Source organism: Sphingomonas fucosidasi (assembly GCF_036663855.1).
Taxonomy (GTDB): domain Bacteria; phylum Pseudomonadota; class Alphaproteobacteria; order Sphingomonadales; family Sphingomonadaceae; genus Sphingomonas; species Sphingomonas faeni_B.
On record NZ_JAXOJR010000004.1, the window covers coordinates 319,078 to 345,865 of the forward strand.

A 26,788-nucleotide genomic window follows, 5' to 3' on the forward strand; every position below is an offset into this window, starting at 1 on the left:
CAGCAACACCGTCGCTAGAGCTTCGCGAATCCACAACAGCGAATGCTCGGTATCCCGCCCGCGGCATCTGAGGTGTCACACGGAGCGGGCGGGATGCTTCACCAAAAATTAAAAGCAACACGGTATCAGGCAGTGGAGGCGTTGGCTTCCAGTGTCGAGTACCCCAGCGCCCCGCAAAGTTCAGTCACACGGACATGCGGGGCGCTTATACCGAGGCTGCTCGTTCGGCCGGTCCGCCACGGGTTATCCGTTACGTTTGAACGGTCCCACTAACCTTGCCAATCGGCACCATACATGAGCATCCGCGGCAGTGCCGGGGGCGCCCATCGACGCCTGGCCGGCCCGTCCTTTGCCTGACCCCGGGGGGCGGGCCGTTATAGCATTCGCTTTTTGCATAACTCAGTTTAGGGCGTTACGGGCACCTTCAAATCGTTATAAGGCCCAGCCCAATGGCCAGACCTGTCCGCACCCGTCGATCTGATCACAGCATTTCGGACGCGGGCCATTAAACGATTGGAACTACTAGACGTCGGTCGCGGCGATCTTCTCAATCGTGCTTGTCATACGCGTTCGTCGCGATATTGCCGCAACCTGGGATCCACCGGTCTTGCGTCTCTTGTGTCGCCTATCACGACTGAGGTTACCGCAGCAAGTTCAGCGTTCCCGAGACGCCCCCCGCTGCGCTGACCATCGCTCCTCAGCGCCATCCGTACGCGACCGAAGCTCTCGTCAACGACTTGTTGAGTGGAGCACCGTCGGCAAAGGGGATGGCCACGCATTCTGAAAACATTTCCGATGCTCTGCCAATCTTGGATTGAAGAAATGACCCCTGCCGAAATCTACCGCTCGAACGCGGTTGCCCAGCGTGAGGCTGCCAAGGCGACTAGCTTGGCTAACCGCCGCCTTATGCACGAGCGATCGGTAGAAACTTGGGACGCAATGACCGAAGCAACCGAAGACACGGCGGCACGAGCGGTAGTTAACGCGGCCACGAAGTCTGAACGCTAGGGCGGGACCGTGTTGCGAGCCTCTGGTGCGACTAACTGGCTGATCTTTTCATGCACATCGAGCAAGCGACAACGTCGGCCGCTTTCCGACTATAGCCAATAGACAGGGACGATTTTACGATTCAACGTGCGACGTTGCGGGCCATATATCTCTGTAGAAGAAGATGGTCGGCTCATTCAACGGGAGAAGGCCAAATATTTGGCCCGCCGGCAACCAGCCTGTCAGCTTGAGAAGTGATAACGCGGCTGTATTCTCCGCCCCCGTCGAAATAAAAACCTTACCACTCAGCATTGTGTTCAATGCGCGGATTAAAGCCTGAGCAGTGCCACGACGGCGATATAGGTTATCAACAACCAGCTTGTTCACATAGTCTTTGCCAATGCAGCCCCCGCGTTGCCAAGCAACATAGCCCACAACGACGTCGCCCATCTCCGCCACTAGCATCCGACGCTCCACGATCTCAGCGATACGATCGCCCGGAAACGAATCGAAGGTCATGATTCGCGGCAGATCATACGGTTCGGCAATTCGGGTAGTAATCATTGCTGCACTCTTAGAATGGATTGACGTGTTACCGCACTAGGTCAAATTGCAAGCGAGGCGGCGGCGACTCGACTAGCGTTTTCCGCCACTTTCAGACGTACTTTCGTAAGGCGGCGTGGATGGCCAGTGCAAGGAAGCCCGTAATGACAGACCGATCGTTCAAGTTTGCGGCTCCAGGCTGGACTGGAAAAGACCAGCGAAATTCAGTCCGCATCGTGGTGGATTGGGGAGCATCGGTCGCTGTTGAGAAAGTTGGCTCGTGCGCCGTGAAGGTCACGGATTGTACCACCCGCGGCTGTCGTATCGAAACGGACCTGGGCGTTGCTGTCGGTACTTTCATTCGGATAGCGATACCAAGTTTCACGGACGTGCAGGGTTGGGTCGCTTGGAGCAGTCCGGAAGCGATCGGGGTCGACTTTAGCCACCCACTTCCGGGCAAGGTTCTGGAGTACATAATCGAACAGAACGATCCATTTTGAACTGTATTATACATACCAGCCGAAAATGATGGTGACCGGTTCAGTGGATAGGCAGCCCATGCGATCGCCGTTCCGACCACTTAAACCTTTCCGACGGTATCTCGGCGCGGAGATGTAGATCTATGGTGCGGGCTTTGTCAGACCAACGTGGCAGGCGGGGCGGGTGGATGATACCGGCCACGGATGAGCCGAAAATCGAGGGCACTGCCGCCTAGCCCGTTCCGCCGTTTCAACTCGTCGCCGGAGGTGATCCGGCTCGTGGTCATGATGTACGTCCGATTTCCGCTGTCGCTGCGCAATGTCGAGGACCTGCTGTTCGAGCGCGGCATCGACGTCTGTCACGAGACGGTGCGCATGTGGTGGAACAGGTTCGGCCCGCTGTTCGCCGGCGACATCCGCCGGCAGCGGGTAAGCGCGATGCGGGGCTTCCGCCACTGGCGCTGGCACCTGGACGAGATGTACGTGAAGCTGAACGGCGAGATGGTGTACCTCTGGCGAGCGGTCGATCATGAGGGCGAGATCCTGGAGAGCTACATCACCAAAACCAGAGACAAGGGGGCAGCGCTCACGTTCATGAAGAAGGCGCTGAAGCGTCACGGCAGGCCCGAGTCGATCACGACTGACGGGCTGCGCTCGTACGGTGCTGCGATGAAGGAACTGGGCAATATCGATAAGCAGGAGGTCGGACGCTGGGCCAACAACCGGGTTGAGAACAGCCACCTGTCGTTCCGACGAAGGGAGCGTGCAATGCTGCGTTTCAGGCGAATGAAGACGCTACAGAAGTTCGCCTCGGTCCATGCCAACGTCCAAAACCACTTCAATCTCGAACGCCATCTCGTCGATCGCCAGACCTACAAGGACCGACGCTCCGCCGCCCTGGCGGAGTGGCAGATCCTCGCGAGCTAGGCCGCTGCGCTCAAGCCCGACGTGCATCGCGTGGAGAGCGGTTCGCGTTAGACTGACAGCACCCCTTCAGGGTCATCAGGCGGACGACCGTCTGGCTAAAAGTTCCGATCGCGAGTGGAGGCCTGCGGTCCGCCGTTATGGCTTCAACGCGTCTAAATGCCGAGCCTAGGAGTATGGTCTAACGCATAATCCTCATTCAATCGGTATGATGTAGATCGAAGACGTTCCAGTAATTCGCGCGATAACAGTGCTCTCTTGTTGGGGGCAATCCGATGCGGCAAATCGTATATGTGAGCTTAAGCAGCGTACCGGGCGATGGTGCTGATCTTTCTGCTATTCTCAACCAATCTCGCCACAATAACGCGATCGACGGCATCACCGGCCTGCTTTGGTCCGACGGGAGAAGTTTTTTGCAGGCCATCGAGGGGCCTCGCGTTAGTGTTGAAGCTTGTTTCGAAAGGATAAAACGCGATACTCGTCACTATTACCTGACTGTGTTGTCTGACTGCCGCATAACGACCAATGAGTTTGGGTCATGGAACATGGTTCATCGTCGGGCTAACGAGGAGACTGCCTTGTACGACGCGCAGGTGCGTAGACTGCTGCACCAAGCTTCGGACGGAGTTCGCGCTCATTTCGTAGGATTGATAGGGGCCGCTACGCCAACTCAGCTCCTGCCAATGCAAACCGTATCGCCTTGTCATGAGCTGCCCCCTTCTGAGCGGTCCAACGACTATGAGAGTCTGGATCAAGGAAGGGACGACGAATGCCTGCGAAAAAGCATAAGCCGGAAGAGATCATCGGGAAGCTGCGTGAAGTTGAAATCGTCCTGGGCCAGGGCGGGACGACCGCCGAGGCGTGTCGGCGGATCGCGGTCAGCGAGCAAACCTATTACCGCTGGCGCAAGGAATATGGTGGCCTGAAGACGGATCAGGCTCGTCGGATGAAGGATTTGGAGAAGGAGAACCTGCGGCTGCGGCGTGCGATCTCCGACCTGACACTGGACAAGCTGATCCTGCAGGAGGCGGCACGGGGAAACTTCTAAGCCCCGCGCGGCGCCGACGCTGCATTGACCAAGTGAAAGAGGTGCTGGACGTATCCGAGCGACGGGTGTGTCGCGTGCTCGGGCAGCATCGGTCGACGCAGCGCAAAGTGCCGTGTGGGGCAGATGACGAACAGGCACTGACTGAGGATATCGTTGCGCTGGCCGGGCAGTATGGACGCTACGGTTACCGCCGGGTGACCGCACTGCTGCATGCCGCGGGGTGGTCGGTGAATCATAAGCGTGTCGAACGCATCTGGCGGCGTGAGGGGCTGAAGGTGCCACAGAAGCAACCCAAGCGTGGCCGGCTGTGTTTGAACGACGGCTCGTGCATCCGGCTGCGGCCGGAGTATCCGGGGCATGTCTGGGCATACGACTTTGTCGAAGCGCGAACGCACGACGGGCGCAAGTTCCGGATCCTCACGATCATCGACGAGGCCAGCAGGGAATGCCTGGCGCTGATCGTCGCACGTCAGTTGAAACACGAAGACGTGCTGGCGGCGCTTGCCGAGCTGTTCATCGCCCGGGGGCCGCCCGCGCATATCAGGTCGGACAATGGCAGCGAGTTCATCGCTACCGCGGTCCAGAAATGGCTCGGCCAGATCGGCGTGAAGACGCTGTACATCGCGCCGGGCTCGCCATGGGAAAACGGCTATAACGAGAGCTTCAACGGTTCGCTTCGCGACGAGCTGCTCAACGGCGAGATCTTCTACAGCCTCGCCGAGGCAAGGGTGCTGATCGAGGCGTGGCGGCGTCACTATAACACCGTCCGACCACACAGCAGTCTGGGCTATCGACCTCCGGCGCCAGCAGCAGCGACCCCGCCATTGCCAGCCTCCGGTTCCGCTTCGCTCCACCTACGCCCGGCAATGGCGGCGGAGGCGACAATGCACTAACTATCTACCCGGACCACCCGGTGGGGGCTGCTCAGTCAGTCGCCATCGTAATACGGTGCTGGCAGTTTCGATCATGCCGTATAATATTAGCATCGGTTGAGAGATTCATTTATCAGTTTTCAACGGAAAACCACAATCTGCGAAGGCGCCCTCTCCAATCTCTCCATTCTAGAATCCGAGCAGCTGGCAGATCATTTGATATGCCGATCTATACTGATATATGATTGGTTCCGTGTATAATTCGCATTACTCCAAAAGGTAGAATGTAAAAATCGGCTCATAGGTGACCGTTACTAGGCATGCTAGCGTGGTGAACCGCGGGCAATTATCTCTTGGCGCCGGTGGCTGTGAGACCTCGTGTGCTCCCGCCTATCGGGCTGGAGTTAGTTATGCATCGAACCAAAGAGGCGGGACTTGAATTATTCTTGAACCGTCTCAGATCGCGTTCCACTCTAACAAATGTGGAACGCGAAGCACTTCTGGGCCTGACCGGAAGCTGCAAACAGGTCGCTGCCCATGTCGACTTTGTTCGGCTTGGTCAGCAGGTTAGTCACGCCTGCCTGGTAGTCGAAGGACTTGTTGGCCGTTTTGGACAGACCCGCGATGGCATCCGACAAATCACCTGCCTCTATATTCCCGGAGACATGGCGGACCTACCCTCCGTTGTTAGTCCAACATCAGGTTGGGCGCTCGGTGCTTTAGCGGACACAACCATTCTCCAAATCCCCCACACTGACCTGCGGAGGCTCGCCGCCAAACACCCAGGTGTAGCCGAGGCCTTCTGGCGAGATTGTGTGGCAGACGGCTCGATATTCTCCGAATGGGTCGTGAACGTCGGTAGACGCAACGCTTTATCGCGATTGGCTCACGTTTTTTGCGAGATGGCGATCCGCAGCGAGGAGGCCGGTCATGGCGACCGGACATCGTTTCCATTGCCTATCACCCAATCGGATCTCGGCGACGCGACCGGCCTGACAGGTGTTCATGTGAATAGAACCCTTAAGGAACTGCGAATCGGAGGAATTGTCGAACTTCGTGCCGGTATCGTCACAATCCACGATTGGAAAAAACTCGTTTCAGTAGGCGACTTTGACACTACATTCATGTTGTTAGGCGAAACCCCGCTTAACTCTATCTATCGGCATCTATTGACGGAGCCTGTTGACCCGGATCGCGGGCGAACCCTCACTGTGCTGTATTGAAGGCAGATCGTCGGTCTGATTGTGCCTAATGTTAGCTATCTCCGCCCGACTTCCCGAATGCGGACGGTCTGCTTTCCTTCCCTATCACGACGTTCATGAAGGAAGAGCAGGCACCAAAAGTGGTCAGCGCGGAGATGAATGAGTGTCTGAAGTTGGGCAGTGGGAAAGGACGCGCGAATGGCCGACCATGGGTCTGGCCGGAAGCCGGAAGGCAGGGTGCCTTCGCCCAATTGCCGACATTGAGTGTCCGTGAGACATATGGGTTATGATCCAAGGATATCACGATCGACTTGCAATGCGGGCGGACGCGGCCTCTCGGCGTGACGCTGTTGGCTTCCTCCTTGGGGGCATTTGGCGTGATGCAGCCATCTGGACGATACCTGCCATCGTAGCAGTGCTGATTTGCGCGATCTTCGGTCTTCACGGGCCGTCGATGACCTGCTCCCCAGAATTCATGCCATTGGTAAGTTAGCTCGTCAGATGGAGACGAGTGATGCGGCGAGGCCGATTTACCGAGGATCAGATCATTGGCGTGCTGCGCGAGCATGAGGCCGGCGTGAAGACCGCCGAGCTGTGCCGGAAGCATGGAATCAGTGACGCGACGTTCTACAACTGGAAGGCCAAGTACGGCGGGATGACCGTGTCAGAGGCGGCGCGGTTGCGGGCGCTCGAGGACGAGAACCGCCGGCTGAAGAAGCTGCTGGCGGAGTCGATGCTCGACGTGTCGGCGCTGAAGGATCTGCTGGGAAAAAACTGACCCGGTCTGGAGATCGCTACGCTGCGGTGGAGAAGCTGATGGCCGACCACAGCTTCTCCGAGCGTCGCGCCTGCAGGCTGATCGGGGTCAACCGGTCGGCGTGGCAATATGAGCCGCTTCGCGGGAAGGACGATGCTGTCCGCGAGCGGATGCGCGAGATCGCGAACGAACGTCGTCGCTTCGGCTATCGACGGCTGGCGATCCTGCTCAAGCGGGAGGGCAAGGGCATGAACCTGAAGAAGGTGTATCGGCTGTATCGCGAGGAGCGACTGACGGTGCGCAAGCGTGGCGGTCGCAAGCGCGCGCTGGGGACGCGGGCGCCGATGGCGATCCCGCAAGAACCCAACCAGCGCTGGTCGCTCGACTTCGTATCGGACTCGTTGGCCTGCGGCCGGGGGTTCCGCATGCTCAACGTCATCGACGACTACAGCCGGGAATGCCTGGGATGCGTCGTCGATACCTCGCTGTCGGGTCGGCGGGTCGTTCGCGAGCTGAGCGCCATCGCCGAGCGTCGCGGGCTGCCGTGCATGGTGGTCAGCGACAACGGCACCGAGCTGACCAGTCACGCCGTCCTCGCCTGGTGTCAGGACACCGGCGTCGAGTGGCACTACATTGCCCCGGGGAAGCCGCAGCAGAATGGCTTTGTAGAATCGTTCAATGGTCGCTTGCGCGACGAGTGTCTGAACGAACACCTGTTCCCCTCGCTGGCTGCGGCGAGACGGATCATCGAGGCATGGCGGACGGACTACAACACCGTGCGTCCGCACAGCAGTCTTGGCGGGATGGCTCCCGCCGAGTTTACGAACCGCCCCCGCCAGGGGCATATGGAAACCGAAGCTAAGTTATCAGCGGCCTGAAAACGGGGAGCAGGTCATCGAGCTTGTGGGTTTCCCTCCCGGCAGTTGGCATCACGATTTTGGGTAGCTGCGTCTACGTGCCGATGGTTTATGTTGCCGCGATGAAGCGGCATCGGGACGTCCGCTAACCTTCCCAACCCCAACATTCCCGAAATTCTACTCCTCGCGGGATTGTTACCGCCGTCTAAACTCCAGGGGATCGGCATCGGCAGGCATGCTTATGTTGCGCCTCACGCTCGTCGGTGACATCGTCAGACCGATGGAACCCTCAAAAACAGCTTCGCGCGTTGGGGTTTCAGTTGGCTTGGCTGTCCTGATTGTCGGTGCAGGAAGCGTTGCCTTCGGTCCGCGTGGGCTTACGATAGGCGTGATAGCAACGTTTCTCATGCTGGCTTGGCGGCACGACAACAGCGCCGGGTTGCTCTTCCCAATCGCGATGCTCATCGTCATCACGATCGCCGTCTTGCTGTTGCTGATGTACTTGATGGCTAGAATGCACTCGTAGCCGGATGAACGCCGCGGTTTTCTCCAGATCCGGCAGTTCCCGATATTCGAACCTTTTGAGGAGGCCGCAGCGTCCGGCAGCTTCCACTAACGCCATCTGTCTTTCCAATAGCGGCCAGTCCGTTTTCCTATCCAACCCGGTCATTCCGCTCACCGCTTATTCCTCGTGCGAAGTTCCCAGCGTGGCGGCACCCACGAGTAGCAGTGCGGCCAGCGCGACCGCGATCCACAGCGCTTTCAGATCCAGGATGGGGAACACTGCGGCGCCCGCGGTCGCTCCCCCGATCAACCCCAGCCACAGGAGAAGATAGGGCACCCAAGCAAAGCGGGGGCCGCCGGCGAACGCGGTCGTGAGGTGCTGGCCAATCTTGACGAGCGTGCCGGTCATGTAGGTGACGCCGACGCTGACCTCGCCGTTCCGCTGGAACACCGCGTTCGCCGACCCCATCGCCACCGCCATCAGCAGCGGCGCCAAGACGAGATCACCACCGCGCGTTGCCGCCCCAGAGGCGATCGCCAGCGCGACCAGCACGAACGCCAGTGCCGCCTGCTTCCGCCGTCGTCCCGCCAGCCGCCCGACGGTTTCGCCGGCCATGACCCCGCCGACGAACGCAGCGATCAGCGCACCCGCGAACAGACTGCCCGGCACGACGCCGGTGATACCCGCCGCAAAGCGCGTCGAGTTACCGCTCATGAACGAGACGAACAGGCCGCCGAGCTTCAGAAACCCCAGCGCATCGACGAATCCCGCCAGTGCGGCGAGCCCGATTGCCAGCAGCCGCTGGCGTTTTTCATAACGGCGCATGGCCCATCATAGGCTCAGCGGGCTGAAATGGGAGGTGGCGCCGCGTCGGTGTGTTCGGCGACGGGTTCCAACTGCATTGCGCGCCCTTTCGGACGGCAAGAACGCGGTTTATCCTGTGGCGATGCAGGACATCAGAAACATCGTCGTTCTTACCGGGGCCGGGATTTCGGCGGAGAGCGGGATCGCGACGTTTCGGGGGCCGGGTGGGCTTTGGGAAGGGCACCGGGTCGAGAAAAAGTGGTAGTCCCAGAAGTCGGATCGAATGGCTGTAAACGCCCAAACTCGGACGTAAAAGGTCGGGACGGGCGGTGCCACCAAGCTGCCGTTCCTTAATGCCGGAAGCGTCAAGCAGCCGGTCCTCTTTCGCCTTCATACCTACCATTCCGCTAACGCCAATTGCAGACATCCTCTCTACTGCTACATGTGCAAAAACTCGGATTCGGAAGGCGAGAACCATGTATTCAGGAAAGTCTTACCTAATATCGCTTGTCACTTGTCTATTATACCTTACCTCCTGCGCAAAAGTAATAGAGGTAGCTGTTCGCGATATTGATGGTAGAAGTTTCATCATATCGGCCCACGATAAATTCTGGCGAAAAGGCGTATGTATCAGTTCTGTAATTGTACAAAGAGACAGGAAAACAGTCTGGGTCGCCGGCCTAGATCGCGGATCAAAGGTTTGTGTGGACAGCATTCGATATCCGAGGGTGTCACCTGGCTTTGTAGTGAGCAAGAATGTTGATATTGCGAGAACCGGAATATACAGCGCATCTGTTTTTAGCGATGATGGAGACGGGAGCGCTTATTTTGAAATCAAATGACAGGTATATAAAGCTTTGATATGGCTTTTTGGAAGGCGTTGGTGATGTAGGACAAAGTGAAAGACCATGGTGATTTGCTATCTACATGGTTCGGACACTAGATCGTCTGACGTCCAACGCCCGGCGGTCAACAGTTGAATGTCGGCTATTGCCGCTTGCGTGACCAGAATCAGCCCGACCGCTTTCCTTCCCCATCACGATTTCACGAGCGGATAGCCGGGCTTGAAAATCGGTTATTCGCAAAGATGAACCAGCGTCTGAAGTTGGGAGGCGAGGGTAGGGGCGTAAACGTCCGGTTCTGGGTCTGAGCTCTCTCTCTAACTGGCCGACTGGAAGTTGCGCCTTTCCCGTTACGAGTTCCAACCGAGAGTGCTGGCAACGAGCTATGTTGCAATGGCGTATTATTACGGCAATACACCGCTATGCTCTTTTGCCTGGGGACCGTTTTGATCCAGTTTCACCGCGTCAGATTTACCCTGATACCCCTTGCGATAATAGCATCGACGACAGCGAGTGCATCCGATGGCAGGCGAGTGAAGCCACGCTTCGAAAAGTCAGAGTGCGTCGTAAAGGTCGTGCCCACCGAAAGGATTGAATGCGGTCTGCTATTCGTGCCGGAGAACCGGCGAAAGGCTCGAAGCCGCACGATCAGTCTTCCGGTAATGATCTTTCGCAGCACCGCCTCCGCTCCCGCGGCCGACCCGGTCGTTTATTTTCCCGGGGGACCGGGCCTGAGCAGCATCGACGGACGCACGACGGGTAAAGGGAACCCGTTCCTCGCGGAACGCGACCAGATCCTTCTGGAAGGTCGGGGCAACAAGTTCGCCCGGCCGTCGCTTGGCTGCCCTGAGATAAACGATCTTCGTGCCGCGAATGCGACTCCCACCGTGCAGACAGCGGCGGCAGCCCGCTGCCGGACAGAGCTAAGCGCGTCGGGCGTCGATCTCGATGGATATACCTCGGCCGAGACCGCAGATGACCTTGACGATTTGCGTCGCGCGCTGGGTATCCGGCAATGGAACCTGATCGGCTTCTCCTACGGCACGCGTCTGGCCCAGACGGTGCTGCAACGCCATCCGGAGGGTGTGCGTAGTGTCGTTCTCGATTCAGTGCTGCCCGTCGACGTCAACTATGACGAGACGGCTGCCTCTTCACTAAGGCGCGCGATTAACGCCCTGCTGGACGCTTGCGCCGGCGATCAGGTGTGCGATGTCCGCTACCCGGACCTTCGCGCTCGCTTCGCCGCGCTAGTCGCCGATGCCGATCGCGACGGTATCCCGGCACCGGGTCGCGTGCTGCGTGGTCGCGATATCGTCGAGGCTGTAGGCGCCGGTCTACAGCAAGCCGGCGTTATTCCGGCCTTGCCTGACATCATTAGCGAGACCGCCGGAGGCCGGTTGACCGGACTGCTGCCGCTGACCCGACAGGTCGCATCGACTTTCAACTGGGGATTGCGCTTGTCGATCTGGTGCGGTGAAGAAATGCCGTTCGAGAACGCCCATCGGATGGCCTCGCAGATATCCCCGACGTTGGGTCTGGGCGGAACCGACAATCGCACGGCGACGCCGGAAATGTGTGCGGCGTGGCGCGTCTCTTCCGCCGATGCGCTGGCAAACGCTCCGGTGACAAGCGACGTGCCGGTCCTCATTCTCGCTGGTGAGTTCGATCCAATCACACCACCGGCCTGGGGCCGTCGGCTGCTCCGTACTATGACCAACGCAAGGTTCGTGCAGGTTCCTGGGCAGTCCCATGGAGCAATGTTCAACCGTTGCGGTGGGCAGATGACGATGGCCTTCCTTCGTGACCCCCGTGCGCAGCTGAACGGAGACTGCATCGCCAAGATGGCGGGGACCGCCTTCGGCACAGGCAAAGACATTGCAGCACCGAGCCAGTGAGATCGCCAGGCGCCAGCGATCAGCGTCGGTCACTTCCAGCCCGATGAACGAACGGCTGAAGTTGGGAAGCGGGGAAGGGCAACTGAACGTCCGGAACTGGGTCTGAACCGACGAGAGCGAGACCTAGCCTGCGGTGCGACGCACCCACACTGCTAAACAAGCGGTGAAGGCCACCGAGAGTATCGCAGATGCCAGGACGGCTTGGCTCAGGGTTCCAATCATCAACAGACTTCCCTCTCGTTCAATGGCGCGAACGCTCGACCCTTGCGCTAGGGTTCACCGCAAGGACGCAGAGAATTACGTCGAACTGATCGGCGACCTGATCAGCAGGATCGGGGAGGTGCGGCTGACCGATCTCGCTGAGCATCTTGGCGTTAGCCGGGTGACCACGGCAAAGGTGGTTCAGCGGCTACAACGCGAGGGGCCGGTCGAAAGCCTACCCTATCGATCGATCTTTTTGACGGCGCACGGTGCAGAGGTAGCGGCAATGTCGCGGGGTTTGTCATGGCATAGTCCGGATGTGGTGCAGGGGCGGATGCCCTGCTGCTAAAACTGTCATGCAGGCGAAGGACGCGCGTTCCAAATGACAGATGCTGACGAAGCGTCCTTTGATCCATAGCCGCTGGCCGCCGACGTGATTCATGGCAAGCAAACAAGTGCCTTAGTCAACTAAGTACTTGATCTACTAGCACATTTAGTCATTAGGCGAGCTGTGGCAATGTGCGGATGACACGCGCATGTGGAAGGGGTCCGGACGGCGGGCCTTTAAAGGCGGGCAGGGAATATCATGAGCCGGATCGTTCACGCACTTATGTCTGGCTGCGCGGTGGCCACGATCGTGATGGCGGAGCCCGCGTTTGCCCAGGATGGCGAAGTGGCGGCGCTTCGCGCCCTGGTGGACAAGCAGGCCCGACAGATCGAGGCCCTATCTACCCGGTTGCATGCGGTCGAAGTGCGCGATGATACTATTGCGCGTAACGAGAGCGGGGCGCCGCGTGTTGCGGCGGTGGCGCCAGCACCGTTGTCCGCCCCGACCTCTTCCGCTTCGGCATCGATCACCTCCGTATCGCCGGTCAGCTGGGATCACGGCGTGCCGTCGATCGAGAGCGCCGATGGACGGTTCACCTTCCGGCCTCGCTTGCGCGTACTAGCCGACGCCTCGACGAGCTCGGGCTCGCGCTTCCCGGATCGCAACATTTCCGGGACGGAACTCCGTCTCGTCCGTCTCGGAGCCGATGGCGGCATCGGCGATTTCGCCTATCGTGCGGAGATCGACTTCGCCGGCGACGAAGTCACGATCCGCGACGCCTGGTTTGGGTACGAGAAGGATACCAGCTTGGGTGATCTGCGCCTGCTGGCGGGGAACAAGCTCAATGACCGGTCACTTGACGGGGCAACGTCGCTGACCTCGATCCCGTTTGCCGAACGCAACACGGTCGCCAATCTCATCGCGCCACAAGGTGGCAGCTACGGGGTTGGCGTGTTCGCTTCGCTTGAGGGTGAGCGGGGCCACCTCAGCGTCAACGTCAAGGGCGAAGGCGAGGGGTCCAACGACGGTACGCGCAATGACAGCCTTGTCGTTATCGGCCGCGGCCATGTCGTGCCACTGCACGGCAAATCTGGTTTCCTGCACCTTGGGGGCTGGGGTTTTCACGAACGCATCAACGACAATGTCGGTCTGCTTGCCGAAGGAGACGTCGAGGGCTCGAACTTCAACCAGAATATCGCCGTGCTGCCCGGCCTGATCCGCGATCCGCGCTCGATCGACGCTTTTGGGGTCGAGGCGGCCGGGGTGGTCGGCTCGGCGTGGTTCTCCGGGGAATATGGCGAGCGGCACATTCGCACGGCGTCGACCGGCCGTTTCAAACAGGATGCCTGGTCGCTGAGTGGTGGTCTGTTCCTGACCGGCGAGGCGCCCCCTCTATCCAGCAGCGAAGGCGTATGGCACCGGCCCGAGGTCCGCTCGTCGGTGACCGATGGAGGCTTGGGCGCTTTCGAATTGCTCCTACGCTACGATCGGGAGGACCAAGCCGACGCACCGTTCGGCGGGCGCGGAAGTTTTGCGACGCTTGGGGCAAACTGGTATCTCAACAACTGGGCCGGATTTAAACTCAATCTTGTGCGGTACAATATCCTCAATCCGATCGGCGACTTCCCCGGACATGATCGCGGCGTCAGCGCCGTGATCAGGGGGGAGATCGTGTTCTGATGGCTAGCGTCGATGAAACGCCGTTATAACCTACGCACAAAAACCGGCGTTCCCCTCGCTACCTTTCGGTTGGATTTCCCAAAGTGGATGGGCAGTAGCGTCGCATGTCTGACATCGTTGTTGCGGCCCTCGAAAGCGAACGGCCGGCCTTTTGTCGACATTCGCGAGTCGATGGCCGCGCTTTCTATCGGCCTAATCGCGGGCATGAACCAGCGTCCAAAGTTGGGAAGCGAGGGAAGGAGCGTGAGCGTCCGATTGTGGGTCTTGCGAGCCCTGCGCTGCCAGGACAGTTCGCCCAGCGCGATCCCATTAATGTGACGGTGACCGATTACGGTAGTATTACGAAAATTTCGTGCCGCCGCCTACATGAACTATTCGACCAACGCGCTTTATCCATCTGATGGACGGCGGTCGGATCGCCATAGGCCGTGTGCATCCAGCCCCACGATCCATCCGTAGCTGAGCCGGACTCATCACATCCATCATAGCCGGGGAGAATGGTTTTGGACGTCAAACGCGAATTCGATTTCACGATCGAACAGGGCGGGGTCCCTGGCGTGATTCTGCCGAAAGAGATCCCCATTCGTGGGGCGTTGAACGCAGCTGCGCTCCGATCCTTTCGACACCACACGAAAAACCTCAACGATACAGCGATCGAAGACCTTTTGCAGCAAGCGTTCAAACGGCGTATAGAACTAAAAGGCTGGGGCAATCCCGTCGTTGAGTTAAAGTGTCAGATATTCTAGAATCCGCCCGTGCACGTGCCAGCGGAGATAGGGGCACACGGTAGCGAGTGCTCCCGCTGAGTGCGATCATCTTGACGATGCCTCTAGGAAGCGACTGGCCGCAACGAGCAGCTGGCCAACTGGCATGCGGCGTTCTGGATCAAGATTGTTGGCTTCTAGAGCGGTTTCTGATCAGGCTGCATCGTAACCGACGGCTACGAAACGGTTTGAGCATTCCTGGGGCGAGTAGAGGTCGACAATACGACCGACGGCATCCCAGAGGCCGTGGATGGTCCACTCGGCCGCTTTCCTGCATGGGACACGCGCAGCTGCATCATCGCGCGTTGATGACGGTTCGACGCCATCGTCTTGCGGGGCCGATCGCGTGAGGCGGAGCGAAGACCAAAGCGGGCCGGCCAGATTACCCTGTCTCTCAGTGCCTCGCAGTCCATTCCGGCGATAGGTATACATGAACAGGCGTCCACTTCGGAGCTATGAACGAGAAGCCTTCAGTGGCCGGATGTGGGTCGCACCGTCGCTCACACCCTCAAGCTCGCGAAAAGTCGGTCGATCCGTCCGGCAGGATAACGAACTCGAAGCTGAGTTCGTCATTGTCGGCACCCCTGGTGTCATCCTTGATCGCAACGATCTTCGTGGCGGCATAAACGCCGTTCGCATTGCGCCAAACGATGATCTCCCCAAGCCCTGGAGTCCGGTGGCGCGAGGAGAAATCGTAGGCTGCGGCGGTTCGAACATTTATAATATCCGTCGCCCCTTTGGCAAGCGCGATGGCATCAATCGAAGGTGCGTCCCGCAGCGCATAGATACTTGTGTCGCTCGCCTTGGACCACTGCGTCTCAAACAGGTTCAGGCCCTCGCCAATCACGAAACGCTGGTCATTGTTCGAGTAATCGAAGGAGACGGTGCCCCGCAGCCTGGTGTCGCGATAGGCGTCCGCTCCGCCAATCGGCTCGAGCGGCCGTTTCTCTTGACGCGCGAAGTGCGCATCGACGTACCGCAGGCACTGTTCTGGGCTCATGACGATGATTCCAGGCCCGTCCCGCAGTTCTGAGTAGCGCCGCAGAATGTCGCGGTCATCGGTTACGAAGACGTCGCGGGCGGCGAGCTTGTGACCGAGGAGGTGGTCAATGTCTGCGATCTTGTTTGCCCGCTTGCCGCTGCTCTCCGTCAGCCCAGGGAACACGATCCGTTGGATCTCGTCCCAAAGGCCCTGCTCCCGGGAGCCGAAAAGAACGTCAGGCTCATCGAGCCTGCTTTCGTCGAGCCGGAAGGTCGATGCGATTACCGGAAGCATGGCCATCTGCTCAAGCATCGCGTTCCGCCGTTCGTCGTTTCGGTCTCGCGAGAAGTCTACCTCGACCTTAGTCGTCACCGCGATGCGGATCATACCCGACAGAGCGTACCGCATGAGGTTGCGAAGCTCGTCGACAGAAGTCGCGGTCGCGGAGGTTCGATCGAACAGGCCAACCACGCAGTTGCTGTCGATAGTAATGAGCGGGCTCGCCAGTGACGTATTCATGGCAGCAAAGATGAGGTCTGCCGCGCAAACGACAAGGTTGTCGGCAATGGGCGGGACCGCGGCGGTCACACCGGCAATCGGCACGCATTTGTTGCGCCGCCGACCTGAACGAACGTCCGGAGCTGGGGGGCCGTAAGAGCTAACTGGATGACGGCCTATGGGTCCGCTCAGACCTCGGTGCGTTCGGCCAATTCTAAAGCGTCCTCCACGTCAACGCCCAAGTAGCGCACCGTGCTGTCGATCTTGGCATGGCCGAGAAGGATCTGAACGGCGCGGAGGTTGCCAGTCGCCTTGTAGATGATCGATGCTTTCGTGCGCCGTAGCGAGTGCGTCCCATAATCCTGCGCCGGAAGGCCGATGCCGACCACCCACTCGCGCACAAGGCGGGCATATTGCCGCGTGCTCATGTGGTCCATGTAGTCGTTGCGGCTCGGGAAAACGAAGTCGTTCAGTGTCCCCCCACGTCGCTCCAACCATGCCCGCATCGTCTTTCGCGCCGTGTCCATTATCTCGAACTGAACCGGTCGTTTGGTTTTCTGCTGAACCACGACGGCGCGGTCACGGACGCGCCCGCCGGAAACTACATCGCCGATCCGCACCCTGACCACGTCACAGCCGCGGAGCTTGCTGTCGATGGCGAAGTCGAACAGCGCTCGGTCGCGAAGTCGCCTCTGCTGGTCGAGCCAGAAGCGAATGGCCCAGACCTGTTGCTGTTTCAGCGCCCGCTTCGCACCAATCAGCCGGCCTTCGTTCCAAGGCCGAAGTTCGTGAAAGGCGGGGTCCATTGACGAGTGACCCATCGATCATCTCCATCGGCCCAAATCGGTCAATCGAGTATACGCATGCGCAGTAAACCGCCGGTTTAGAAATGTGGTTGATCAGCCGTCGATGATGCTAAACAAGATCTCTGTTTCGGGCGGCGCCTTGTAGTCTCTGCGCGGCCGAAAGTGGGGCTTCCGGTTTAATTGATGTGTTCAATACATTAATATTCGCTGATGCCTGTTTAGCTGGTCGGACTGGAAGGCACTGTGCCGTCGAACCGCGTTTTACCGGGTAGAGAATGTGCGAGGCTGAGATCGCCGTTATGGCCACGGAAGATCTGCCGGGCGAGGGCCAGACCCACGCCCGTGCCCTCGGTCTTGGTGGTGAAGAAGGGGCGGAAGATGTCGCTTTGGTTCGCGGCTGGAATCCCCGGGCCGGTGTCCGTCATCGTGAACTGCGTTTGGCCGACTAAGGCCGTGATGGTGAGCGTGACGCGTGCACCGGGCGAATCGTGCAATACCTCGGCTGCGTTCTGCAAGACGGCCCAGAGCGCGGCAGTCAACTGATCGGGGTCAGCCAGGATATTGGCGGGTGCCTCAAGGAGGTCGGTCGTGAAGGCAATCGTCGGCCATCTCGTGGCAAACAATGCTGCCAAATCGCCGACGAACCCAGCGAGAGGGATCCGTTCCTCCGAGGGGGCCGGCAGCCGCGCCAACGCACGGTAGCTTTCGCCGAAACGGTGTAGGCTGGCTGCGCGGCGCGCGACCGTCTCGACCGCGTCGCGTACCTTGGGCAGCATCGGGTCGGGGTCGTTAAGCATCGCCACCGCGGTCTCGGCGAGCGAGGCGATCGGGGTCAGGGCGTTGACGATCTCATGGCTCAGGACCTGGACGAGCTCGCGCAACGCAGCGGCCTCAGCGGCCTTCAGTTCGGCGTCGATGTCGATCAACGCGCCGATCCGCGTCAGCCGGCCGGTCAGCGCGAGATCGCCGGTGGAAAGCGCGAAGCTGCGGACGTCGGCGTCGTGGCCGATGTCGATCGTGGCGGTCCGGCCTGGGCGGGTCTCCGAGAGCGCTGCGACGAGCCCCTCGGGTGGATCGGCGACCAGATCGCTGGCTCCGAGCAAGCGCCGCGCGGCGCGGTTGACGACGCGCAGGCGACCGTCGTCGAGCGCGACCAGCGGTGCGGGCGACAGATCGAGATAGGCGTTCAAGCGGCGCCGTTCCTCTTCTCCGGGGAAAACAGGCGCGGGGGGCGGAGGTGCCGGCGGCCGTCGAGGACCGCGATCGACCAGGTCGAGCGCGGCGATCCAGACCGTGATCAGCGCCGCAAGCAATGCGGTCGCGTACAGGCCGCGCATGGCGGCAACCGCCCCGCCAGCGCCGGCCGCGGCGATCACCAATGCGCGCAGCATCGCGCGCACTTGGTCAGAGGCCATAGCGCGCCATCCGTCGATACAGCGCCGCGCGGGTCAGTCCGAGCTGGGCGGCGGCGCGGCTGACGTTGAAGGCATGGCGTTCGAGCGCTGCGGTGATCAGGGACTCTTCGTTGCGGGCCAGCGACAGGTCGGGCGCTAACGCTGCGGGCTCGGCGTTAGCGGGTGAAAGCATGAGGTCGCTATTGCCGAGCAGTACCGCGCGTTCGATCGTCTGGCGCAGACCGCGGACGTTGTCGGGCCAGCGATCCGCGGCGATCGCGCGCGCGGCATCTTCGTCGAGCGCAATGCTCGGCCTGCCATGGCGGTACGCGAACAGCGCGAGGAAATGGCGGGCGAGCACTACCGCGTCGCCGACGCGATCGACGAGCGGGGACAACGGGATTTCGATCGTGGCGACCCGGTCGAGCACGTCTTCGCCGATCGCCCCCCGGATCCCGATGCGATCCAGCCGCGAGGTCGCTATGACGCGAATGCCATCTAACGCAGCCAGCAGAACGCCGTTGAGCGCGCGAGGCAATCGGTCGATATGGTCGATCACCAGCATCCCGCCAGCTGCGGCCGCAGTGCACTCGGCGATAGCTGCGGCGTCCGCCGCCTCGGCATCCAGCGTGACGAGCTGCATATGGGCATGCGGCGAGGCCTGATGGATCAGCCGGGCGATCAGCGTCTTGCCGGTGCCCGCAGCACCGTGGACGAGGATCGGCGCGGTGGTCGGCGCGACGCGGGCGATCAGGTCGCGGGCGCGGGCAATCCCGGCGCTTTCGCCGAGCAGGATGCCGTCATGGACAGGCGGTGTCGCGGCGGTCTCCCGCCTCGCGCGGCGCAGCGCCAAACCGCGTTCGACCGTGGTCAGCAGGCGTTCGTTGTTCCAGGGCTTGATCACGAAGTCGGTCGCGCCGCTGCGCATCGCCCGCACTGCCACCGCGATCCCGCTATGCCCGGTGACGACGATCACGACGGCGCGCGCGTCCGCCGCGATCAGCCGGTCGAGCATCGTGAAGCCCTCTTCGCCGGTGGTCCGTCCGCGCGCGAAATTCAGATCGAGTAGGATGACGTCGATCGCTTCGCCCGCGAGCAAGACCCAGGCCGCCTCCGGGTTCGCCGCGGTCGACACGCGCATCCCGTGCCGCTCGAGCAACAACCGCGCCGCCTTGGCGATGTCTGGATCGTCGTCGATCACGAGGATATGCGATTCGGTTGACATGGCCGGCATAGTGTCCGGAAACGGACAGTTGGTACAGTAGAAGTGACTACTCCGGTGCTTTCCGTAAGAAGCAGGGTAATAACAGCGACTTAGGTTTGCTTGGTTCGATCCCGTACACTGTCCGCATGACGGAGACGACCCTGCCTGGAACTGGCGCTGCGATGGACCGGCGTATCGAGCGTCCGCACGCCCGGCGGCGCAAGCGGATCGTACGCGGTGGGCTTGTACTCGCAGTAGTGGCCGCGGCGGTGCTGCTGTGGTTATTGATGCCCGGCGCCAATGCGCTGACCGTCGACGCCGCAGCGATCAGGACCGGTGACGTCGTGCGCGCGCCGTTCCGCGATTTCGTGCCGCTACGTGCCGAGGTCGCACCCTTGCGGACCGTGTTCGTCACCGCGATCTCGGGCGGACAGGTCGCCGAACTCGCCGCGAGCGACGGCGCCATAGTCGCGGCGGGTACTCCGCTCGCGCGCCTGTCCAATCCATCGCTCGAACTGGACGTCGCCAGCCGCTCGGCCGAGATCGTCGGGCAATTGAGCGCGATCAGCGGCCAGCGGTTGTCGGTCCAGAACACCCGGCAGGATGGCGCACGCGATCTCGCCGAGGCACGCAACGCGCTGTCCAAGGCGCGCACGTTGCTCGCGCAGAAGCAGGTGTTGTACGACAAGGGGATCATCACGCGCGCCGCGATCGATCCGGTGCGCGAGGATGTCGGCTATCAGCAGGCGCGTGTTTCGGCGCTCGATCGCGGGACCGCGGAGGCGGGCGCGACGCTGGCGGATCAGTCCTCGGGGATCGCCGCCACCGCGCGGCAGTTGCGCGAGAGCCTGGCGATGGTCCGCGCGAGCCTGTCCGCACTGGTGCTGCGTGCGCCGGTCGCGGGACGGCTCACCGCCTTCACGCTGCAGCCCGGCCAGACACTCAAGGCCGGCGACCCGGTCGGGCAGATTGACTCCGAGGGCCAGTGGAAGCTGACCGCAGATGTCGACCAATTCTACCTAGGGCGCCTCCGGGCCGGGCTGGCGGCGACCGCGGATATCGACGGACGCAGCTATCCGATGTCGGTCATCAAGATCCTGCCGCAGGTGACCGAAGGTCGGTTTCGCGTCGAACTCGGTTTTCGCGGTCCCGTACCCACGGGACTGAACCGCGGCCAGACGGTCGACGTACGGCTCGTGCTCGGCGCGGACCGGCCCGCAGTGGTCGCGCCCTTGGGCGGCTGGCTCGATGCGGGCGGCACCACCGCGTTCGTGCTCGACGGCGACAAGAAGGCCGTCCGGCGGGCGATCGTCACCGGCCGGCGTAATCCCGACCAGGTCGAAATCGTCTCCGGTTTGGCACCCGGCGAGCGGATCGTGACCACCGCGCTCGGCACCTACACCCCCTTCCAGACCCTTCTCATCCGATAGGATTCGATATGATCCACCTGCAGGACCTCAGCCGCACCTATGCCTCGGACGAGATCGAGACGACCGCGCTCGGCGGCATCGACCTCGCAGTCGAGGCGGGGGAATTCGTCGCGATCATGGGGCCGTCGGGGTGCGGCAAATCGACCTTGCTCAACATCATCGGCACGATCGACCGGCCGACCGACGGCCGGTACCTGTTCGAGGGCGCCGACATCGCGCATGCGCCCGAAGCCGAGCTCGCCAAGCTGCGCCGCGACCGGCTGGGCTTCGTGTTCCAGAGCTTCAACCTGATCGACGAGCTGACGATCGCCGAGAACGTCGCGCTGGGGCTGGCCTATCGGACGATGCCCGCGCGCGAGAAGAAGGAGCGCGTGGCGGCGGCGATGGACCGTGTCGGCATCGCCCACCGCCAGCGTCATCACCCGCACCAATTATCGGGCGGCCAGCAACAGCGCGCGGCGATCGCCCGCGCCATCGTCGGCGAACCGCGGCTGATCCTCGCGGACGAGCCGACCGGCAACCTGGATACCGAGAACGGCGCGCAGGTGATGGACATCCTCAGCCAGCTCAATGCGGAGGGCGCGACGATCGTGATGGTCACACACAGCCCGTCGCACGCCGATATCGCCAAGCGGACGGTGCAAATGCTCGACGGGCGTATCCTCTCCTCGGCGCGGCGCGCCGCCTGATGCGCCGCTCGCTCCAGATGATCGTGTTGCTGCTGCTCGTGGTGGTGCTCGTCCGCCATCTTGCCGCGACCAAGCCCAGCCCCACGCCAGTCAGCGACGCCTGAAGGAACCGCCATGTCCGCGCTCTCCAGTCTCTATCGCTCGCTCGCGCATCACCGGTTGTTCGCGCTGCTCAACATCGGCGGTCTCGCGCTCGGGATCGCGACGTTCCTCGTCCTGTTCCTCTTCGTGCGGTTCGAGACCGGGTACGACCGCGTATTGCCGCAACAAGACCGGTTGTGGGTGATGGAGGAGCGCTATGTGATGCCGGGCTATCCGGCAGACACCAATCCGAACACGATGGGCAGCGAGCTCAAGATCCTGCAGGCGGATTACCCGCAGCTGGTCGGTACGCGCTACATGAACATGGCCGCGACCGTGAAGCAGGGCGGGCAGGCGACCGCCGAGGACTTGGGCACAGTCGACCCTAACTTCCTCGATCTCATGCGCTTTCCCGCGGTCGAGGGCGATCCGACAGCAACGCTTGCCGATCCGAACGGCCTGGTGGTCACGCAGAAGACCGCGCGGAAATATTTCGGGAGCCAGTCGGCGATCGGCCGGACGCTGCAACTGTCGATCGACGGGACGACCTATCCCTACAAGGTCGGGGCGGTGCTGCGCGACATGCCCGACGACGTCACCTTCAAGAGCGAGATGTTCGCGCAACTGTCGCGCACGCGCTTCGGCAACGAATGGTGGGAGCACTGGGGCAGCGCGTCGTTGACCACGTTCCTGCGTTTCCCCAGCGATGCCGCCGCGCGCGCGTTCGAGGCGCAATTGCCCGCGTTTCTCGATCGCCACGCTTATGCGGGTGGCAGCCTCAAGAAAGGCGAGTATTTCCAGTCCCTGCGGCCGCTGACTGCGATGCATCTGTATAGTCCGGGCGATCGCGCGATCGTCACGACCTTGGGCGCGGTCGGGCTGCTTACGCTGCTGATCGCGATCGTGAACTACGTCAATCTGGCCACCGCCCGTGCCGGGCTGCGCGCGCGCGAAGTGGCGATGCGCAAGGTGCTGGGCGGCACGCGGCGGTCGCTCATCCGGCAATTCCTGGGCGAGGCGCTGGCGACCGTCGCGGTGGCGGCGTTGATCGGGCTCGCGCTCGCCGAGATCGCGCTGCCGTTCGTCAATGCGCTTGGCGGAACGTCGCTGGCGATCCGCTATGTCGGTTGGGACGGCGTCGTCCTGCCGCTAGTCCTGCTGGTCCTGGGCATAGCACTGGTCGCGGGGCTGTATCCCGCGTTCGTACTGTCGGGGTTTCGCCCGGCGGCGGTGCTCGCCTCGACGCGCGCGCCTGGCGGTGGGCGTAGCGGCACGAGGCTGCGGAGTGCGCTGGTGGTCGTGCAGTTTGCGATCGCGATCGCATTCGCCATCGCCACCGGGGTCATGCTCAAACAGACCGAGCATATCCGTGACGCCGATCTCGGTTTTCGCCGTGACGGCTTGATGATAGTCCGCTCGCTGATGACCGGCGGGATCGACTCCCCGCAGCGCGCGGCGATCCTGCGCAGCCTCGCGGCAGCCCCCGGCGTCACCGGCGTCACCGTCGCCAACAATGCCCCGGGCGACCAGAGCACGACCAATTTCTCGGGATACAGCCGGGCTGGGGTGTCCGGCGCCAAGATATCGTTGATGGATGTCGGCACGGGTCGCGACTATTTTCGCGTGTACGGCGCGCGCCTCGTCGCGGGGCGCCTGTTCGACGCCGCGCATGCCGACGACCGCGGCCTGTTGACGATGGCCGAACGCAAGCGGGCAGGGCCCAATGTGGTGATCAACCGGACGGCGGTGACCGCGCTGGGCTTTGCGTCACCGACCGCGGCGCTGGGGCAGGCGATCAACGACGGCGAACGGGACTCGACGATCATCGGCGTGGTCGACGACCTGCGCTTCAGGAGCCCGCGCGATGCCGTCACGCCGGTCGCCTATACCTACAACACCGTCGATATCCTCTCGCCGTTCGCGGCGGTCCGTTATGCCGGCGCCGATGCGAAGACGATGACGGCGGGGCTTGAGGCGGCATGGAAGCGCGTCGTTCCCGGCGTTCCGTTCGAGGCGCGCTCGGTCGAGGACAATTTGTACCAGCGCTATTACAAGGCCGACGCGCAACGCTCGCGGCTGTTCACGATCGGCGCGGTGCTCGCGGTGCTGATCGGTTGCATCGGGCTCTATGGCCTGGCGGCGTTCGACACCGCACGGCGTGTGAAGGAGATCGGTATCCGCAAGACGCTCGGCGCGTCGACCGCCGAGGTGCTGCGGCTATTGATCGGGCAATTCCTGCGCCCCGTGATCCTAGCCAACCTCGTCGCGTGGCCGCTTGCCTATGTCGCGATGCAGCGCTGGCTTGGCGGGTTCGACGACCGGATCGCGCTGTCGCCGCTGTTCTTCGTCGGCGCCTCGCTCGCCGCGGTGCTGATCGCGAGCGGCACGGTCTTCGGGCAGGCGTGGCGCGTCGCCCGTGCCGAACCCGCGCGCGCGCTGCGCCACGAATAGGGGCCGAGCGATGTCAACAGCTTTCCTGACGCTGTACCGTTCGCTCACCCGGCATCGGCTGTATGCGATGCTCAACATCGGCGGGCTCGCACTCGGCATCGCAGTGTTCCTGGTACTGATGCTGTTCGTCCGGTTCGAAACCAACTACGACCGCGTGCTGCCGGGGTGGGAGCGCGTCTGGATGATCGAGCGCACGCTCCAGTTTCCCGGTAATCCGAAGGTCGAGATTCCCTCGCTGCCGCCGATGTTGGCCCAGATGAAGGCTGACTATCCTGGCACGACGGGCGCGCGCTTGCTCCAGTACGACGTCGCGGTTCAGAACGGTACGGTCAGCGTTGCGCAAACGATGGGACAGGTCGACCCGGCCTACTTCCAGCTCTTCCCGTTTCCGTCGGCCGAAGGCGATCCGGTTGCCGCGCTCGCGCGACCCGATGGCATCGTCATAACCACCACCGCCGCGCAGACGTATTTCGGGCAAGGCTCATCGATCGGGCGAACGCTGACCGTCCTGTTCGATGGTGCGCCCCATCTGTACCGGGTGGGAGCGGTATTGCGGCCGCTGCCTGGCAACATATCCTACGCTAGCGACCTGTTCACGGCCATTCCGCCCGATGCGACGGCACAGCGCGGCAAGGGGTTCCGGACTTTCTTGTCGTTTCCCGACGATGCCGCCGCCGCACGCGTAGCGCGCGACTTGGCGGCATTCGTCAAACGCCACCCAGATCCCGATTTTCCAGTTGGCATGGTTGATATAGCCAAGACCGGCATCGTGCCGCTGGGCGACGTGCATCTTGCTGCGGACACCGTGGGGACAGTTGCTACCGTACTCGGAACGGTAGGCACCGTCGCGCTGCTGCTTGCGGTGATCAACTACATCAATCTCGCAACCGCGCGCGCCGCGCTACGTGCGCGTGAAATTGCGCTGCGCAAGGTCGTCGGCGCGACCCGTGGAGCACTCGTCGTGCAGTTGCTTGGCGAGGCGTTGATCGCGGTGACCGTGGCAACGCTGGTCGGGTTGGCGCTTGCTGAAGTCGCGCTGCCTTTTGTGAACGCCACCGGCGGCACCACCCTAGCGATCGTCTATTGGGGATCGGACTCGATATTGGTCCCACTCGCGGTGTTGATCGTGACGGTGTCGGTTCTTGCCGGGTTCCATCCCGCCTTCGTGATTTCGCGCTTTCAACCCGCGGGAGTGCTGGCATCGGCGCGAACGCCAGGCGGCGATCGTCCGGGCGCGCGGTTACGTAAGATGCTGGTCGTTTTTCAGTTTGCGATCGCGATCGCACTGATGATCGGCACCGGAATACTCGTCGCGCAAACGCGGCATGTCCAGAACGCCGATATCGGTTTCTCGCGCCACGGTTTGATCATGGTGCCGGGATATGGTGCCGCGGCTGTTGATCGCGTGCAACGCACAGCGCTTGCCATCGCGATCCGCGCCACTTCAGGAGTTGTAGCTACCACGACCAGTGGAATCGCACCCACCGGGGGCAGCTATTCGATCAGCGCCATGCACCGTGCCGGAGCGACCGGCGAACCGCCGATGATTCTCCAGGCGACCGTCGGCGAGCGATTTTTCGAGACCTATGGCGTCGCGCTGCTCGCCGGTCGCCGATTTGACCCACGCCGCTTCGCAATCGACGAGGAGCAGGACGATAAGGGCACGAAGACGCGCGACCACAATGTCATCCTCAACCGCACGGCGATCCAGCGCCTAGGCTTTACAACCCCCGCCGCCGCCGTCGGACAGGTCATCGCACAGGGCGACCGGACTGCGCGTATCATCGGCGTCGTCGGCGACATGCGTTTCGCTACTCCGCGCGAGCCGCTGAATGCTGTCTCGTACAGCTATCGAGCGGATGGCGGCGCTGCTCCGGTCCTCGTCATTCGTACCAATAGCGACGTCGCGGCGACGCTGGCGCGGGTCGAATTGGTATGGCGTCGCCTTGCTCCGAATGTGCCGTCGGGCGCAATCACGGTCGACCAGAAACTATACGATTCCTTTTATCGCCAGGACGTCCAGCGCTCGCGGCTGTTCACGACCGGCGCGGTGCTGGCGGTCGCGATCGGGTGTCTCGGGCTCTATGGCCTGGCTGCGTTCGACACCATGCGCCGGGTGAAGGAGATCGGTATCCGCAAGGTGCTGGGCGCCTCGACCAGCGACGTTATGCGGCTGCTGCTGATCCAGTTCCTCCAGCCGGTCCTCCTTGCGAACGTGATCGCGTGGCCGATCGCGTGGTTCGCGATGTCGCACTGGTTGGGTGGATTCGACGATCGGATCACCCTGTCGCCGGTCTATTTCGTCGCCGCCAGCGCGCTCGCGCTAATCATCGCTGCCGCGACGGTTGCCAGCCAGGCATGGGGCGTCGCGCGAGCCGAACCCGCGCACGCGCTGCACCAGTTTTAGGAGGCTGAGGCAGGCGGGTTTGATGCCGGTGGGCAATGGCATGCCCAATTAGCCAACTACCATGACGCCAACGGTCTGATGGAGGTAAAGCGACTGGACGAGGTGCAGGCCGAAAGGGTCAAGCTCAGCGCAGCGTGAAGATGAATGAGTGTCTCAAG

General features: G+C 61.8%; 20 protein-coding genes and 1 pseudogene. 14 read left to right on the forward strand and 7 right to left on the reverse strand.

What is annotated here, in order from left to right; all coding sequences use genetic code 11:
- Positions 1-1,122: 1,122 nt before the first annotated feature.
- Positions 1,123-1,551, reverse strand: coding sequence for a GNAT family N-acetyltransferase (locus U1737_RS09610; RefSeq protein ID WP_332796614.1), 429 nt, complete (start codon positions 1,549-1,551; stop codon positions 1,123-1,125).
- Positions 1,552-1,694: 143 nt separating this feature from the next.
- Here U1737_RS09610 and U1737_RS09615 point away from each other — a divergent pair, with 143 nt between their 5' ends.
- The 6 genes from U1737_RS09615 (at position 1,695) to U1737_RS09635 (ending at position 7,690) form a co-directional block, all read left to right on the forward strand.
- The gene (locus tag U1737_RS09615; RefSeq protein ID WP_332796615.1) at positions 1,695-2,030 is read left to right on the forward strand and encodes a hypothetical protein; all 336 of its coding nucleotides are present in this window, start codon (positions 1,695-1,697) and stop codon (positions 2,028-2,030) included.
- A 183-nt stretch (positions 2,031-2,213) separates the two neighbouring features.
- The gene (locus U1737_RS09620; protein ID WP_332796616.1) at positions 2,214-2,936 is read left to right on the forward strand and encodes an IS6 family transposase; all 723 of its coding nucleotides are present in this window, start codon (positions 2,214-2,216) and stop codon (positions 2,934-2,936) included.
- Between the two features lie 272 nt (positions 2,937-3,208).
- Complete coding sequence (locus U1737_RS20720; RefSeq protein ID WP_443027110.1) at positions 3,209-3,859, forward strand: BLUF domain-containing protein; 651 nt, start codon at positions 3,209-3,211, stop codon at positions 3,857-3,859.
- Positions 3,760-4,874, forward strand: a protein-coding gene (locus U1737_RS09625; protein WP_443027116.1) for an IS3 family transposase whose coding sequence is annotated in 2 segments (ribosomal slippage) — positions 3,760-3,967 and positions 3,967-4,874 — 1,116 coding nt in all. Because the reading frame shifts where the segments join, the coding sequence is not laid out codon by codon here. The genes U1737_RS20720 and U1737_RS09625 overlap by 100 nt, the downstream gene beginning before the upstream one ends.
- A 389-nt stretch (positions 4,875-5,263) precedes the next feature.
- Positions 5,264-6,076, forward strand: a complete 813-nt coding sequence (locus U1737_RS09630) for a Crp/Fnr family transcriptional regulator (RefSeq protein WP_332796618.1) — start codon at positions 5,264-5,266, stop codon at positions 6,074-6,076.
- A gap of 493 nt (positions 6,077-6,569) precedes the next feature.
- Positions 6,570-7,690, forward strand: a protein-coding gene (locus U1737_RS09635; protein WP_332796619.1) for an IS3 family transposase whose coding sequence is annotated in 2 segments (ribosomal slippage) — positions 6,570-6,819 and positions 6,819-7,690 — 1,122 coding nt in all. Because the reading frame shifts where the segments join, the coding sequence is not laid out codon by codon here.
- Positions 7,691-7,985: 295 nt separating this feature from the next.
- Here the strand turns inward: U1737_RS09635 and U1737_RS09640 are convergent.
- Entirely contained in the window at positions 7,986-8,348 is a 363-nt protein-coding gene (locus tag U1737_RS09640) for a hypothetical protein (protein WP_332796620.1), read from the reverse strand.
- Between the two features lie 3 nt (positions 8,349-8,351).
- Complete coding sequence (locus U1737_RS09645; protein ID WP_332796621.1) at positions 8,352-8,999, reverse strand: YoaK family protein; 648 nt, start codon at positions 8,997-8,999, stop codon at positions 8,352-8,354.
- 121 nt (positions 9,000-9,120) lie between these two features.
- On the opposite strand from U1737_RS09645, the pseudogene U1737_RS09650 reads away from it, so the two are divergent.
- From U1737_RS09650 to U1737_RS09660, 4 genes and pseudogenes are all read left to right on the forward strand, one after another.
- Positions 9,121-9,231 (forward strand): annotated as a pseudogene (locus tag U1737_RS09650) (Sir2 family NAD-dependent protein deacetylase); the annotation flags it as partial.
- 1,122 nt (positions 9,232-10,353) lie between these two features.
- The gene (locus U1737_RS09655) at positions 10,354-11,715 is read left to right on the forward strand and encodes an alpha/beta hydrolase (RefSeq protein WP_332796622.1); all 1,362 of its coding nucleotides are present in this window, start codon (positions 10,354-10,356) and stop codon (positions 11,713-11,715) included.
- A gap of 244 nt (positions 11,716-11,959) precedes the next feature.
- Positions 11,960-12,265: a hypothetical protein gene (locus tag U1737_RS20725; protein WP_443027111.1), complete on the forward strand. Its 306-nt coding sequence runs from the start codon at positions 11,960-11,962 to the stop codon at positions 12,263-12,265.
- 237 nt (positions 12,266-12,502) lie between these two features.
- Positions 12,503-13,924, forward strand: coding sequence for an OprO/OprP family phosphate-selective porin (locus U1737_RS09660; protein WP_332796623.1), 1,422 nt, complete (start codon positions 12,503-12,505; stop codon positions 13,922-13,924).
- Positions 13,925-15,196: 1,272 nt separating this feature from the next.
- On the opposite strand, the gene U1737_RS09670 is transcribed toward U1737_RS09660, so the two are convergent.
- The 4 genes from U1737_RS09670 to U1737_RS09685 all read right to left on the reverse strand — a co-directional run bounded on the left by U1737_RS09670 (position 15,197) and on the right by U1737_RS09685 (position 19,593).
- The gene (locus U1737_RS09670; RefSeq protein ID WP_332796624.1) at positions 15,197-16,258 is read right to left on the reverse strand and encodes a hypothetical protein; all 1,062 of its coding nucleotides are present in this window, start codon (positions 16,256-16,258) and stop codon (positions 15,197-15,199) included.
- Positions 16,259-16,356: 98 nt separating this feature from the next.
- The gene (locus U1737_RS09675) at positions 16,357-16,974 is read right to left on the reverse strand and encodes a tyrosine-type recombinase/integrase (RefSeq protein ID WP_093401111.1); all 618 of its coding nucleotides are present in this window, start codon (positions 16,972-16,974) and stop codon (positions 16,357-16,359) included.
- A gap of 218 nt (positions 16,975-17,192) precedes the next feature.
- Positions 17,193-18,389, reverse strand: coding sequence for a sensor histidine kinase (locus U1737_RS09680; RefSeq protein ID WP_332796625.1), 1,197 nt, complete (start codon positions 18,387-18,389; stop codon positions 17,193-17,195).
- Positions 18,379-19,593: a sigma-54-dependent transcriptional regulator gene (locus U1737_RS09685; RefSeq protein WP_332796626.1), complete on the reverse strand. Its 1,215-nt coding sequence runs from the start codon at positions 19,591-19,593 to the stop codon at positions 18,379-18,381. The genes U1737_RS09680 and U1737_RS09685 overlap by 11 nt, the downstream gene beginning before the upstream one ends.
- Before the next feature lie 161 nt (positions 19,594-19,754).
- Here U1737_RS09685 and U1737_RS09690 point away from each other — a divergent pair, with 161 nt between their 5' ends.
- The 4 genes from U1737_RS09690 to U1737_RS09705 all read left to right on the forward strand — a co-directional run bounded on the left by U1737_RS09690 (position 19,755) and on the right by U1737_RS09705 (position 26,630).
- Entirely contained in the window at positions 19,755-21,002 is a 1,248-nt protein-coding gene (locus U1737_RS09690) for an efflux RND transporter periplasmic adaptor subunit (RefSeq protein WP_332796627.1), read from the forward strand.
- 8 nt (positions 21,003-21,010) lie between these two features.
- Complete coding sequence (locus U1737_RS09695) at positions 21,011-21,691, forward strand: ABC transporter ATP-binding protein (RefSeq protein ID WP_332796628.1); 681 nt, start codon at positions 21,011-21,013, stop codon at positions 21,689-21,691.
- Between the two features lie 114 nt (positions 21,692-21,805).
- Entirely contained in the window at positions 21,806-24,223 is a 2,418-nt protein-coding gene (locus tag U1737_RS09700) for an ABC transporter permease (protein WP_332796629.1), read from the forward strand.
- 10 nt (positions 24,224-24,233) lie between these two features.
- Positions 24,234-26,630: an FtsX-like permease family protein gene (locus U1737_RS09705; protein ID WP_332796630.1), complete on the forward strand. Its 2,397-nt coding sequence runs from the start codon at positions 24,234-24,236 to the stop codon at positions 26,628-26,630.
- Positions 26,631-26,788 lie beyond the last annotated feature (158 nt).